Annotated in this window: 10 protein-coding genes; all 10 read left to right on the forward strand. The window is 36.5% G+C overall.

What is annotated here, in order from left to right; genetic code table 11:
* Positions 1-506: L-rhamnose/proton symporter RhaT (locus tag ACY65O_RS10700; protein WP_462220848.1), on the forward strand; the 506-nt coding region annotated here is incomplete at its 5' end.
* Entirely contained in the window at positions 481-2,601 is a 2,121-nt protein-coding gene (locus ACY65O_RS10705) for a bifunctional aldolase/short-chain dehydrogenase (protein WP_462220849.1), read from the forward strand. The genes ACY65O_RS10700 and ACY65O_RS10705, both read left to right, overlap by 26 nt.
* Positions 2,602-2,695: 94 nt before the next feature.
* The gene (gene rhaM / locus ACY65O_RS10710; protein ID WP_462220850.1) at positions 2,696-3,010 is read left to right on the forward strand and encodes an L-rhamnose mutarotase; all 315 of its coding nucleotides are present in this window, start codon (positions 2,696-2,698) and stop codon (positions 3,008-3,010) included.
* 98 nt (positions 3,011-3,108) lie between these two features.
* A complete protein-coding gene (locus ACY65O_RS10715; protein WP_462220851.1) occupies positions 3,109-4,383 on the forward strand; it encodes a sugar isomerase in 1,275 nt (424 codons plus the stop codon).
* Between the two features lie 191 nt (positions 4,384-4,574).
* Complete coding sequence (locus ACY65O_RS10720) at positions 4,575-5,933, forward strand: FGGY-family carbohydrate kinase (RefSeq protein ID WP_462220852.1); 1,359 nt, start codon at positions 4,575-4,577, stop codon at positions 5,931-5,933.
* A complete protein-coding gene (locus tag ACY65O_RS10725) occupies positions 5,933-6,664 on the forward strand; it encodes a (Fe-S)-binding protein (protein WP_462220853.1) in 732 nt (243 codons plus the stop codon). The genes ACY65O_RS10720 and ACY65O_RS10725 overlap by 1 nt, the downstream gene beginning before the upstream one ends.
* Positions 6,665-6,912: 248 nt before the next feature.
* Positions 6,913-8,286: a lactate utilization protein B gene (locus ACY65O_RS10730; protein ID WP_462220854.1), complete on the forward strand. Its 1,374-nt coding sequence runs from the start codon at positions 6,913-6,915 to the stop codon at positions 8,284-8,286.
* Entirely contained in the window at positions 8,283-8,885 is a 603-nt protein-coding gene (locus ACY65O_RS10735) for a LutC/YkgG family protein (protein ID WP_462220855.1), read from the forward strand. The genes ACY65O_RS10730 and ACY65O_RS10735 overlap by 4 nt, the downstream gene beginning before the upstream one ends.
* A 377-nt stretch (positions 8,886-9,262) precedes the next feature.
* On the forward strand, positions 9,263-11,500 hold the full coding sequence (locus ACY65O_RS10740) for a fasciclin domain-containing protein (protein WP_462220856.1): 2,238 nt from the start codon (positions 9,263-9,265) through the stop codon (positions 11,498-11,500).
* 69 nt (positions 11,501-11,569) lie between these two features.
* Positions 11,570-14,516: SusC/RagA family TonB-linked outer membrane protein (locus ACY65O_RS10745; RefSeq protein ID WP_462220857.1), on the forward strand; the 2,947-nt coding region annotated here is incomplete at its 3' end.

Here is a 14,516-nt window from a genome sequence, read left to right on the forward strand (position 1 = left end):
CAACTGCAAATGACATTTGGAAAAATGCTAATCCCGGCCAGGGCGAATTTTTGTTTCGTAACAATGTAATTTTTGTGGTGATACTGTGGGGTGGATTAACCACCAATTTTATCTGGTGTATGATTTTAAATGCCCGTAATAAATCTTTTGGTGATTACACCAATAAAAAATCACCTTTAATAAAAAATTATTTGCTTTGTGCTTTGGGAGGAACCATGTGGTTTTTACAATTTTTCTTTTATGGTATGGGAGAAAGTAAAATGGGTAACGGCGCAAGCTCATGGATTTTACACATGTCTTTTATAATTTTAGTAGCCAATATGTGGGGCATAGTTTTAAAGGAATGGAAAGGGGTTACTAAACAAACAAAAACAACAATTGTTATTGGTATTGCAACAATTATTCTTTCAGTTCTTACTGTAGGGTATGGTAATTACCTGCATGAAAAACTGAAAAAAGAAAACGAAAAAGTTATAACATATGTCGGTACAAACAGCACAATTTAAAAACGTAAGCTACCAGTGGGATGAAGCTAAGGCCGCAACCATGGCCGGTGATGAAGTAGCATTATTAATTTACCGCTCCAATCTTTTAGGAGCCGATTTGCGCCTTACCAATTATGGCGGCGGTAACACTTCCTGCAAGGCAATGGCAAAAAATCCATTAACAGGTGAGGAAACAGAAGTGATGTGGGTAAAAGGAAGTGGTGGCGATATTGGCACGCTGAAAAAAAGTGGGCTGGCGGCTTTATATGTAGATCGTTTACGCAGTTTAAAAAATGTATACCGTGGCCTGGCACACGAAGATGAAATGGTGGAGTTATTTAATCATTGCATTTACGATCTGGCTTCAAAAGCTCCATCAATTGATACGGCTTTGCATGGATTTCTTCCCTTTAAACATATAGATCATTTACACCCCGACGCAGCCATTGCCATCGCTGCTGCAAAAGATGGTAAAAAAATTACACAGGAATTATTCAGCGGTACAATAGGGTGGGTAGAATGGCAAAAACCTGGATTTGATTTGGGCTTACAGTTAAAACAATGCCTTGATAAAAACCCCGGTATAAGAGGAATTATGTTAGGCTCTCACGGTTTATTTACCTGGGGCGATACCGCTTACGAAAGTTATGTAAATACCTTAGAAGTAATTGAACGCTGTGCAGATTATTTAAATGATAATTATGGAAAAAAGAGCCCCGTATTTGGCGGTGCTAAAATTCAATCTTTACCAAAAGAGGAAAGATTGAAACAGGCTGCTGCATTAGCTCCGGTATTAAGAGGATTTTGTTCTTCTCAAACAAAAATGGTGGGACATTTTACTGATGATGACAGGGCGTTGGAATTTATTAACTCTAATGATCTGGCCAAATTGGCACCACTGGGTACCAGTTGCCCCGATCATTTTTTGCGTACTAAAATTAGCCCGCTGGTATTGCCTTTAAATGCGGCAGAAGATTTAAACGATGTAACAGCAATAAAAGAAAAACTGCAGCCGGAGTTTGAAGCGTACCGAAAAATGTATGCCGATTATTACAATACCTGTAAACATGCTAACAGCCCTGCTGTAAGAGATGCTAATCCGGTAGTTATTTTATACCCGGGTATAGGGTTATTTACTTTTGCAAAAGATAAACAAACAGCACGGGTAGCCGCAGAGTTTTATATCAATGCCATTAATGTAATGAAAGGTGCAGAGGCTATTTCTGAATACACATCTTTACCAAGGCAGGAAGCTTTTAATATTGAATACTGGCTTTTGGAAGAAGCAAAACTGCAGCGCATGCCAAAAGCAAAACCTTTGAGTGGCCGGATTGCATTGGTTACAGGAAGTGCAGGAGGAATTGGAAAAGCCATCGCCAAAAAATTTGCAGAAGAAGGTGCTTGTGTTATCATCAATGATATAAATGAGGAAAGATTGCAAACCGCAACAGATGAATTTCAAAAATTATTTGGAAAGGATAATGCTGCAGCTGTAACACTGGATGTAACAAATATAGATACTATTACTCAGGCAATGGAAAGTGCAGCACTCGCTTTCGGTGGTGTGGATATTATTGTAAACAATGCTGGTATCAGTACCTCCAAACCAATTGCCGATCATACTATTGCCGATTGGGATAAATTGTATGATATTTTAGTAAAAGGACAATTTTTAGTTTCGCAGGCAGGCATTGCTGTTATGCGTAAGCAAAATATTGGCGGCGATATTGTAAACATTGTTTCTAAAAATGCAGTGGTAGCAGGGCCAAACAACGCTGGTTATGGTTCTGCAAAAGCAGCGCAGGCACATTTAACCAGGTTAATGGCTGCCGAAGTTGGTGCAGATAAAATTCGTGTGAACACTGTTAATCCTGATGCGGTAATTGCCGACAGTAATATTTGGGCAGGTGGCTGGGCCGAGGGCAGGGCAAAAGCTTACGGTATTACTGTAGAAGAATTACCGGCTTACTATGCTAAACGCACTTTATTGAACGAAGCCATTTTACCCGAAGATATTGCCAATGCATGTTTTGCATTAGTGGGAGGATTATTAAATAAATCAACAGGTAATGTATTGAATGTTGATGGCGGAGTTGCCATGGCATTTTTAAGATAGTTTTTATATAGTAATAAGCAATCAAAAAAGGTTGATGATTTTCTAATCTGTCAACCTCTATTTTTTTACAACATCACTTCTAAATATATTTTCTGTGTACAGAGTAGCTTTTAAGATGCAATTGTTTGCAAATAAAAAAGAAGAATATAAAAAACGCCACGATGAAATTTGGCCGGAGTTGGTTTTGTTGTTAAAAGAAACCGGCATCAGCGAATACTCCATTTTTTTAGATGAAACAACTAATAGTTTATTTGGTGTACTAAAGGCCGAAGATCCGGCGCTGCTTAATGATTTACCTTCACACGAAGTAATGCAAAAATGGTGGAAGTATATGGGAGATATTATGGAGAGCAATCGTGATAATTCACCGGTAAGTATTTCTATGGAAGAAGTTTTTTATATGCCTTAAGCCCCTATCCCCAAAGGGGGAAATTGAGGAGATTATGATTTATTTTGTATTCATTGGCTTTTACCCTTTAGGGGATAGAGGCAAATAAAAATTTAGATATGTTATTAGATAAAAATCTGATTGCAGATAGCAACGGTAAGGCACTCTCAGAACACCAGCGTAAATTTAATTTTACAGCCGAAGGCATTGCAAACACAGAAGAAATTATAAAAAAACTAATGGCTTTCCAAGTGGCAATACCAAGCTGGGCATTGGGTACTGGCGGTACAAGATTTGGCCGCTTCCCCGGTGCAGGCGAGCCCGGTAGTTTAGAAGAAAAAATTGAAGATGTGGGTTTGCTGCATGCATTAAATAATTCAAGTGGCGCTATATCTTTACATATTCCATGGGATATTCCAACAGATGCAAATGCCATAAAAAAATTAGCAGCACAACATGGATTATTGTTTGATGCGGTTAATTCCAATACTTTTCAAAATCAACCCGATCAAAAAGAGAGTTACAAATTTGGTTCGCTGCAGCATGTAAATAAAGAGGTACGCAAACAGGCTGTCGAACATAATATTGATGTGATAAAGCATGGCGTTGCATTAGATTCAAAATCATTAACCGTTTGGATCGCTGATGGCAGTTGTTTTCCGGGTCAGTTAAATTTTAGAAGATCATTTGAAAATACTTTAGAAAGTTTGCATGAAATTTATGCAGCCTTACCTGCCGACTGGAAAATGTTTGTAGAGTACAAAGCATACGAACCCAATTTTTATTCGATGGCAGTAGGCGATTGGGGACAATCATTATTATACGCCAATAAACTTGGTAAAAAAGCTTACACATTGGTTGATTTAGGACATCATTTGCCCAATGCCAACATTGAGCAAATAGTATCTTTACTACTGATGGAAGGAAAGCTGGGCGGCTTTCATTTTAACGACAGTAAATATGGCGATGATGATTTAACCGTAGGCAGCATGAAACCTTATCAGCTGTTTTTAATTTTTAATGAACTGGTAGAAGGTATGGATGCAAAAGGCATGAACCATGCTACTGATTTAGGCTGGATGATTGATGCAAGCCATAATGTAAAAGATCCATTAGAAGATTTATTGCAATCGGTAGAAGCGATAATGATTGCATACACTCATGCTTTGTTAGTAGATAGAAAAAAATTGAACGAAGCACAACTGAATAATGATGTGGTGGCAGCGCAGGAAATTTTACAAAATACTTTCCGTACCGATGTACGTTCTTTTGTTGCCGAAGCAAGATTAAGAGCAGGTGCAGCTTTAGATCCTTTATCATTTTTTAGAAATGAAAAAATAAGAACACAGTTAATTAAAGATAGAGGAACCAGTACAATTGCTACAGGCTTGTAATAGGTATGAGTTTTTTTAATTGCCCTGCCCTTCAGGGCAGGGAGAATGAAATATAGTAGCGGGCTTTAGCCCAAATATAATTTGGCTAAAGGCCAATCAAATAAAATTAATTCACCGCCCTAAAGGACGGTGCAATTAAAAAAAAATACTAAACTTAATTAAGCTTCCCTTAGTAGAATTGATTTGTATAAATGAACACAACTCCCGTCATAGCAATATTTGATGTTGGTAAAACCAATAAAAAATTATTTTTGTTTGATGAACATTACCGCATTGTTTATGAAAAAACTTTGCAGTTTACCGAAACAATGGATGAAGATGGTGACCCCTGCGAAAACTTACAAGCACTTACCGAATGGGGAAGGGATTCGTTAAAAGAATTAATGGATTTAGATGAATTTGAAATTAGGGCATTGAATTTTTCTGCTTATGGTGCCAGTTTTGTTCATATTGGGGATGATGGAAAACCTGTAGCGCTTTTGTATAATTATCTAAAACCATTTCCCGAAAAGCTAAAGGAAAAATTTTACAAAGATTATGGAGGCGAAATTTTGGTTTCGATGATCACAGCTTCCCCGGTATTGGGCAATTTAAATTCGGGGATGCAGTTGTACTGGTTAAAAAATAAACATCCCGAAATATTTAATAAAATAAATCACTCATTACATCTTCCGCAATATTTAAGCTATTTAATTACGGCTCAGGCTTACAGTGATATTACCAGTATTGGTTGTCATACCAATCTGTGGAATTTTCCACAAAACAATTATCACGAATGGGTATTGCGTGAAGGAATAGAAGAAAAATTAGCACCAATTTTTTCATCAGCAAATGTGGTGGATGCCAGGGCTTTTTGGAAAGATTTTAAAGTGGGCATCGGTCTGCATGATTCTTCCGCTGCACTTATCCCTTATTTAGCTTGTTTTACGGAACCATTTATTTTAATTTCAACCGGCACCTGGTGCATCACTCTAAATCCATTTAATAAACATCCGTTAACCCAAAGCGAATTGCAGCAGGATTGTTTGTGTTATATGAGTTATAAAGGCGAGCCTGTAAAAGCCAGTCGTTTATTTGCCGGTAACGAGCACGAGATGGAAACAAAAAAATTAGCACAACATTTTAATGTGGCGCAGGATAATTATAAAGGTGTGGAATACGAAGAAAAAATTATTACAGCACTCACTAAAACAAATGCTGTAGCGCAGGGAATAAAATTTGCAGAAAGAAATTTAAGTGAGTATAGAAATTATGAAGTTGCTTATCATCAATTATTGTTGGATATTATGCAACAACAAATTGAATCAACAAAACTGGTGATACAGGATGATAAGGTAAACCGCATTTTTGTTGATGGCGGTTTTAGTAAAAATCCTGTTTACATGCATTTGCTGGCAGCAGCTTTTCCACAAATGGAAGTGTATGCTGCAAGTGTTGCACAGGCTACTGCGGTTGGTGCAGCATTGGCCATTCACCAGCACTGGAACACAAAGCCTTTGCCTGCCGATATTATTGATTTGAAATTTTATGCAAAACCAAGTTTAGTGTAATGAATGTTGGATTATTTATACCCTGCTATGTAAACCAGTTTTATCCCCAAGTGGCTATTGCTACTTTAGAATTGCTGGAAAAGTTCAATTGCAAAGTGGGTTATCCATTAAATCAAACCTGTTGCGGACAACCCATGGCCAATTCCGGTTACGAAAAATTAGCACAACCCTGTAACGAATTATTTACTGAAAATTTTGAAGCATACGATTATGTAGTTTGCCCTTCGGGAAGTTGTACGCTGCACATTAAAGATCATTTGCACAGTAACAAAAACGAAAAAGCATCCACTGCAATTCAGCATAAAGTTTTTGAGTTAACAGAATTTTTGGTGGATATTTTAAAAGTAGAAAGTATAGATGCATCATTTCCTTACAGGGTTGGTGTGCACCAAAGTTGCCATGGACAAAGAGGTTTGCATACCGCACAAATGAGTGAACTGGTAGCGACACCATTTTCTAAAGGAGATTTTTTATTACAAAAAGTGAAAGGGTTGGAATTAATACAACTAAACCGTACAGATGAATGCTGTGGTTTTGGCGGAACATTTTGTGTAGTGGAAGAAGCTGTAAGTGTAAAGATGGGTAAAGACCGGGTAACGGATCATGAAAAAAATAAGGTACAGGTAATTACCGGAGGAGATATGAGTTGCCTGATGCATTTGGAAGGTATTTTAAAAAGAAAAAAAAGCAACATTCAGGTAAAGCATATTGCGGAAATTTTAAATAGTTGAAAGTTGAAAACTTTTTTTAAATAACAAAGTATGCATTTTTGCTCTGCAGGAGCATTATGTGGGTAGAAAAATAAATTACATGTTTTCACGTCCTGTAGGGACGGCAGGTGCTTTTTGCAAAACATAATTAAAGCTCAATAAAGATATATGGTACAAGAGTGTCTCGCCTTAGGCCAGACCAATGAAATTGAAGAGAGAAATATCGATGGGCTTAAAAAAATATTAACAAATCGTTTTAGGTAAAGAATATGTCACAATCAAACGCCACTCATCCGGAGCTTTCCACCATCTTCAACAAAGACGAAGCAAGGGTGGACTGGCATGACGAAACTTTGTGGTGGATACGACAGAAAAGAGATAAAGCCGCATGGACTATTCCTGAATGGGAAGAGTTGAGAGAAACGGCTTCTGCAATAAAAAATAATGTACTCAGCAACTTGCATAATTATTTAATGGAGTTTGAAGAAAGGGCAATTGCAAATGGAATGATAATACATTGGGCGGCCGATGCAAAAGAACATAACGAAATTGTACACTCCATCTTGCAACAACATAAAGTTAGCCAGATTGTAAAAAGTAAATCGATGCTAACGGAGGAGTGTGGCCTTAATGAATATTTAGCGCAACATAATATTGATGTTATTGATACTGATTTGGGTGAACGTATTGTGCAATTGGCGGGAGAGCATCCCAGCCATATTGTGTTACCCTGCATTCATTGGAAAAAAGAAGAGATAGGAGAGTTGTTTCATCAGCATTTAAATACACCAAAGGGAAATGCGGATCCGCAATTTTTAACCAACGCTGCAAGGGTACACTTAAGAGAAAAATTTTTAACCAGGAAAATTGCCATCACCGGGGTAAACTTTGCTGTAGCAGAAACCGGCGAGTTTGTGGTGTGTACCAACGAAGGCAATGCAGATATGGGTGCACATTTAGCAGATGTACATATTGCCTGTATGGGCATAGAAAAAATTATTCCTCAAAGAAAACATTTAGGTATTTTTTTAAGATTGCTGGCAAGGAGTGCAACAGGCCAGCCGATTACCACTTACAGCAGTCATTTTAAAAAACCTAACAGCAACCAGCAATTACATATTATTTTGGTTGATAACGGAAGAACGGTTCAGTTGGGAAGAGAAGATTTTAGAAGTTCCTTAAAATGTATTCGTTGTGCGGCATGTTTTAATACCTGCCCGGTTTACAGAAGAAGTGGTGGACACAGTTATCACACTGCTATTGCCGGGCCAATAGGTGCAATACTGGCGCCCAATTTAGATATGAAAAAATATGCCGACTTACCTTTTGCCTCTACACTTTGCGGCAGCTGCAGCAATGTTTGCCCGGTAAAAATTGATATACACAACCAGTTGTACAAATGGCGGCAGGTAATTACTGAAGAAGGTTTTTCTCCAAAAACAAAAACTCTTGCCATGAAAATGATGGCTGCAACATTATCTAACCCAAAAGTTTTCAACATTGCCGGTAAGGCAGGGCGGTGGGTAATGAAGTATTTTCCATTTTTTGTAAACAATAAATTTAACCCGTGGTATAAGCAACGGGACTTACCTGCGCCACCCAAACATTCTTTTACAGACTGGTATAAAAAAAATAGAAAATGAGCAGCAGGGAAAAGATATTAGCAGCAGTAAAAAATAATCAACCGGCATTGCAGCTATTGCCGGAGTTAACAGCTCTTGCTGCTATAACATATGAAAATAAATTTTTGCAATTTTCAGCAGTGCTTACAACAATTGGAGGAACCGTTGTTGAAATAAAAAATACAAATGACATAATTGAATATGTGAAAACTAATTTTAGCGGCAATCGAAATTATATAACAACGCTGCCACAATTACAAGGATTTAAAACACTTGATGAAAATTTAAATCCCCACACTTTAGAAAACATAGAAGTTGCTATTGTAAATGCACAATTTGGTGTAGCTGAAAATGGTTCGGTTTGGCTTACTGATGATGAAATTAAAATTAGGGCATTGCCATTTATTTGTGAACACCTTGCGGTGGTATTACAAAAAAATGATTTAGTAAATAATATGCAGGAAGCTTATAATTTGATTGGAGAAACCCAGTACGATTTTGGCGTTTTTATTGCCGGGCCTTCAAAAACAGCAGATATAGAACAATCTTTAGTATTAGGCGCTCATGGCCCAAAAACAATGACTGTTTTTGTTATCCAACAATTTATCACCCCTCAATGAAATTCCTTTTTACAGATTTGTGGATAAGCCACTATTGCAAACAATTTTACAGGATGCCACAGGATAGTCAGTAACCAATAAAAACTGAATTTGTACACGTAAAAAAATGTAATTAACTGTTGCTAAAAATGATTATTCCTTTAATTACTGCAACCAAAGCTAAATAAAACCAATTTCGATTTAAAAATATTTTATTTCGATAACGATACTAACTGCTATATGAGAAAAAACAAACCTTCTTACTCACACACAAAACCTTTCCATTGGTTTTGTAATTCCAAAATTCATCAGAATTTATTTGTAATAGTGTAAGGTGATTTTTTTGTATAGAGGTATAGTGTAAATATTAAATTATTTATTTCAAAGCAGGATTTTATATGCACAAAAAAATTTACCATTTAGCAGCCGTAGTAGTATTGGCTGCATTATTTACTACTTCTTGTAAAAAGAAATTTGATGAGTATTATGAGAGACCGGCAAACCTTGCCGACCCCATTTACAAACAATTGGTGGATAAAGGCAAGTTTACAAATTTTGTATCGCTAATTGATAAGGCGGGATACAAATCAACTTTAGCTTCAGCCGGATACTGGACAATTTTTGCGCCTACCGATTCGGCATTTACTGCCGATACTGAATTTGCTGCGTTTATTAAAGGGCGTGGTTTTAATACAGTTGCAGATGTAGATTCTGTTACGGCGCAAATGGTGGTTCAATATCTTTTAGTTTTTAATGCTTTTGAAAAAGACAGGATCGATGATTTTCAATCTAATTTGGGATGGGTGCCTAATGTTGCATTTAAAAGACGCACTGCATATTATACCGGATTTTACAGCGATACAACATCAGCAGGACTTGCATTAAAAGCTATTCCATCTAACAGAAATAATAACGGCACTACTAATAGTTACTATGTATTTGCAGATAATGGTAACAAATATCTCCCTTCTTTTACAAGTGAGTATTTAGCAGCGCAGGGTTTATCACAAAGTGATTATACTTATTTTTATCCGGGTTCCACCTTTTCGGGTTTTAATGTAGCCAATGCAAAAGTTACACAAAAAGATATCGCTGCAGAGAATGGCGTTATTCATATCATAGATAAAGTGGTTACGCCTGCAAAAAATATTGATCAGTATTTACGCAACAAACCCGAGTACAGCCTTTTTAGAAGTATTTTAGAAAGATTTATGGTGCTGTTTGTAAAAAATGCAGAAGCAACAAGAAGATACCAGGTTTTACATGGCGGTGCTGATGATGTATCGGTAAAAGTATATTCTAATTTGCTGGCCTTTTCTGCCAACAACGAAAATTATTTTAAACTGCAGGATAACGATGCACAAAAAGATGGATGGACAATATTTGTGCCTACTAACGATTCGTTAAGTAAATATATTAATACCGTTGTGTTACAACAATATTCAAATTTAAATGCACTGCCATTATCTATTATTGCCGATTTGCTTAATGCCCACATGTGGCAGTCAACAGTGTGGCCAAGTAAATTTAACAGTACCTATAATTTTTTAGGCGAACCTGCTAAAATGAATCCTGCTGCAGATATAGTAGAGAAAAAAGTTTTAAGCAATGGTTTTTTCTATGGTACAAAAAAAGTAAATGAACCAAATGTTTTTGCTACAGTTTATGGCAAAGCATATTTAGATCCACGTTATACTTTAATGACCAGGTTGCTTGATATAGAATTAAAAGGCATTATTACAAACCCTAGCGTAAAATATACTTTGTTTATGATGTCGGATGCAGTGCTTGCAGCAAAAGGGTACAGTTATAATTCAGGCGCTAACTCATGGCAGTTTATTAATCCTGTTAGCGGCGCTGTATCAATTAACGATAGTAACCGCCTTAATTTATTGCGTATGCTAAACACTTGTGTGGTAGAAACACCCAACAATGAACTGGCTAATTTAGGTACAACAGGGTTTAAAGGAATTATTGGTACCTATGGAAGTGAGTTTATAAAATATGATGGTAATAAAGTTTTTACAGCAGGTACTATAGAACGTAATGTAAGTGTTACTATTGATAGTGTAAGAAAAGCATTGAATGGCCAGGTAGTTTATTTAAACGATTTGATGTATTTTCCTTATCTGGCGATTTCAAAAAATATAGAAATTTTAGGCACTCCTGCAACATCAGAATTTAATTATTTCTGGAATTATTTAAAAAATTCTACATTATACAATGCTGCTACATTTGAAATAACAGGATTAGCTGCCGGTTCTTTTTACACATTTTTTATTCCTAATAAGGCTGCAATGATACAGGCTATTAATGCAGGCTTATTGCCTGGTACAGCAGGCGTACCCAACTTTACACCCACATTAACTGCAGATAAAGTTTTAGTAGAAAAATTTATTCTTTACCATATACTTGATAAAAGAACTGTAATTGCTAATGGCATTGATGTTGGCTCTTATCCTTCTTTATTAAGAAATGCAGCAGGCGACCCGGTAACTTTTTCTATTCTTTACCCGGGAGGAATTTTTGAAGTAGGTGATGGATTTAACCGTAAGGCAAGATTAGTAACGGCATTAAGTAATAATTTATCTAACAGAACAGTAATACATCTTGTAGATAATTATCTAAAATATTAATAGAAAAAAATAAATTCAAATTTTTAAGCTGTATTCCTTTTTGGATAAAAACACAAAAGTAATTTTATAATGAAATCAGTAATTACAAAAATCAGTTTTCTATTGTTTGCAATACTGTTTGTAAATGCAGTAATTGCACAAACAACCACTGTGCAGGGAAAAATTACCGGATCTAATAAACAACCGGTTGAACATGTAACTGTTGCCGAAGTTGATGCAGATGGCAGAACTATACATGCCGTAAAAACTGATGTGGAAGGGAATTTTGTAATAAAACTATCGAGTACAAAAAATAAATTATCGTTTAGTCATATCAGCTTTCGCAGCCAGGTGGTGCCGGTAAACACCCGTGCTTCTTTTAATATCATTTTAGAAAGCAATAGTAAAGATTTAGGCGATGTGGTAGTGGTATCGCAAAGAAAAGTAGACAATGGAATGGTGGCAGTTTCGGAAAGAGAATTAACCACAGCACAATCGCATATCAGTGCAAAAGATCTGGAAGAGATGCAGGCTGCATCAATTGATCAGGCATTACAGGGAAGGTTACCCGGTGTGGATATTACAGCAAACTCAGGTGATCCTGGTGCTGGTATGCAAATACGCATCAGGGGAACTTCATCAATCAATTCATCTAACGATCCGTTAATAGTAGTTGACGGTATGCCTTACGAAACTGCCATACCATCTGACTTTAATTTTGGTGCAGCTGATGAACTGGGTTATGCAAGTTTATTAAATATAGCACCTACCGATATAAGGGATATTACTATTTTAAAAGATGCAGCGGCAACTGCAATATGGGGTTCACGTGCGGCAAGTGGCGTGGTGGTAATAACTACAAAAAGAGGCGCAGTAGGTAAACCTTCTTTTACATACACTAATAAAACTTCAATAACTAAACAGCCTGATGCTATACCAATGCTGAGCGGCGATCAGTATTCTACATTAATACCCGAAGCATTTATGAATGCAACCGGCACGCCTTTAAATACACAAAACGTAAAAGAATTTCAGTACGATCCTAACGATCCTTACTGGTATAATAACTACAGCAAAAATACCGATTGGATAAAAGCAATAACACAAAATGGTTTAACGCAGGATCATAATATTTCGATGACAGGTGGTGGCGAAAAAGCAAGATACTATGCTTCGCTTGGTTACTTAAATCAAAAAGGTACAACCGTTGGAACTTATTTAAACCGCATCAGCACCCGTATAAATTTAGATTATATCGTTTCTGAACGCATCCGCTTTAAATCAGATTTATCTTACTCTTACACCGATAATAACAGGAATTTTGCGCCTAACATCCGTGATTTGGCCTACCGTAAAATGCCCAACATGAGCATTTACGAATACGATGAATTTGGAAATTTATCAGGCAATTATTTTACTCCGGCAAATAATATTCAGGGCCAGTATTTAGGTATAATAAACAGCAAAGGCGAAATTGGTGGTACAACTAATCCTGTTGCTCTTGCAAAAGATGCAAAAAATAATATTATCAGCCAGCGCATAACACCGCACTTTAACCTGCAGTACGAAATTTTGAAAAAAGTATTGATGGCCACTTTTGATGTACAGTTTGATATCAACAATAATAAGAACAACAGTTTTTTACCACAAACAGCAACGGGCAGGCCGTGGACAGAGCCTTCTGTTAACAGGGCTTATGATGGTGATATTGATGTTTTCAATGTACAGTCAAAAACTAATTTGGTTTACACACCCAATTTTAAAAATCAAAAACACAAGGTTATAAGTTTTGTTTCCTTCAACACTTACGATAATAAATATGTATCGCAGGAAATATTAACCTCCAATACTGCATCTTCTGTACTGCAGGATCCATCATCACCCTCACGTACAATAAATGGCGAGTCAAGATTAGTGTCTATTGCGGGGCAAACACGTAGCATCGGTGGATTGATAAATGCACAATACAGTTTTAAGGACAAATATATTTTTAATGCTGGTGTAAGGGCAGATGCCAACTCAAGATTTGGGCCCGAAAACCGTTATGGTTTATTTCCTTCTGCATCGGTAAGGTGGAGGATTTCGGATGAAAAATTTATGAAACGTTTTGAAAAAAGCATTGATGATTTAAGTTTCAGGGCAAGTTATGGTCAATCGGGTAACGCACCAAAGTATGATTACACTTACATCAATACTTATAATACTTTTAGCTGGAGCTACCTGGGTCAGGCGGGTGTTTATCCTGCAAGAATGCAATTATCTAATTTAAAATGGGAAACTATTGTTGGTCAGAATGCAGGTATTAATTTAAGTATGTTTAAAAGGCGTATTACCATGGATGCAGAGTTTTATATAAACCGTACAAAAAATATGTATTTCCCCGGCCTGCAAATTTCTTCTATAAACGGGTTTAGCAATGTTGATATGAATGTGGGTACAATGGATAATCAGGGTTTTGAGTTAGGCCTTGGTGTTACACCTGTAAAAACTAAAACATGGCAGTTAGATTTTAATTTTAACATTGCCCGTAACATTAACATGATACGTGAAATTTCAGATCTTTATCCAAGAGATAAAGGTAATATTGAAAAAAACGGAGAATACAAAACCTTCTTACAGGTTAATAATCCTTTTGGTTCTTTTTACGGGTTTAAATACAAAGGTGTTTATAAAGATTTACAATCTACCATTGCAACAGATGCTAAAGGAGAAAATATAATTGGCCCCACAGGCCAAACTATATTTATGAAATTTAATTATCCAAGTATTGGTTATACTTTTCAACCAGGCGATGCTATGTATGAAGATATAAACCACGATGGAAATATTAATTATCAGGATATTGTTTATCTCGGCAACAGCAACCCGAAATTTACGGGAGGTTTTGGTACCTCGGTAAGTTATAAGGGCCAATGGAAGTTTACCGCATTCTTTAATTACAGGTATAAAGTTGACCTGGTAAATGGTACAAAAATTAATACTACCAACATGTATGGTTTCGATAACCAAAGTACGGCTACATTAAGAAGATGGAGAA

It is taken from the genome of Ferruginibacter sp. (genome assembly GCF_031430955.1).
Classification (GTDB): domain Bacteria; phylum Bacteroidota; class Bacteroidia; order Chitinophagales; family Chitinophagaceae; genus Ferruginibacter.

Bases quoted from the DNA above. Each gene is read 5' to 3' on its own strand.
- ACY65O_RS10735 (WP_462220855.1), top strand. From the start codon at position 8,283: ATGAGCAGCAGGGAAAAGATATTAGCAGCAGTAAAAAATAATCAACCG.
- ACY65O_RS10715 (WP_462220851.1), top strand. From the start codon at position 3,109: ATGTTATTAGATAAAAATCTGATTGCAGATAGCAACGGTAAGGCACTC.
- ACY65O_RS10730 (WP_462220854.1), top strand. From the start codon at position 6,913: ATGTCACAATCAAACGCCACTCATCCGGAGCTTTCCACCATCTTCAAC.
- ACY65O_RS10705 (WP_462220849.1), top strand. From the start codon at position 481: ATGTCGGTACAAACAGCACAATTTAAAAACGTAAGCTACCAGTGGGAT.
- ACY65O_RS10720 (WP_462220852.1), top strand. From the start codon at position 4,575: ATGAACACAACTCCCGTCATAGCAATATTTGATGTTGGTAAAACCAAT.
- ACY65O_RS10725 (WP_462220853.1), top strand. From the start codon at position 5,933: ATGAATGTTGGATTATTTATACCCTGCTATGTAAACCAGTTTTATCCC.
- ACY65O_RS10740 (WP_462220856.1), top strand. From the start codon at position 9,263: ATGCACAAAAAAATTTACCATTTAGCAGCCGTAGTAGTATTGGCTGCA.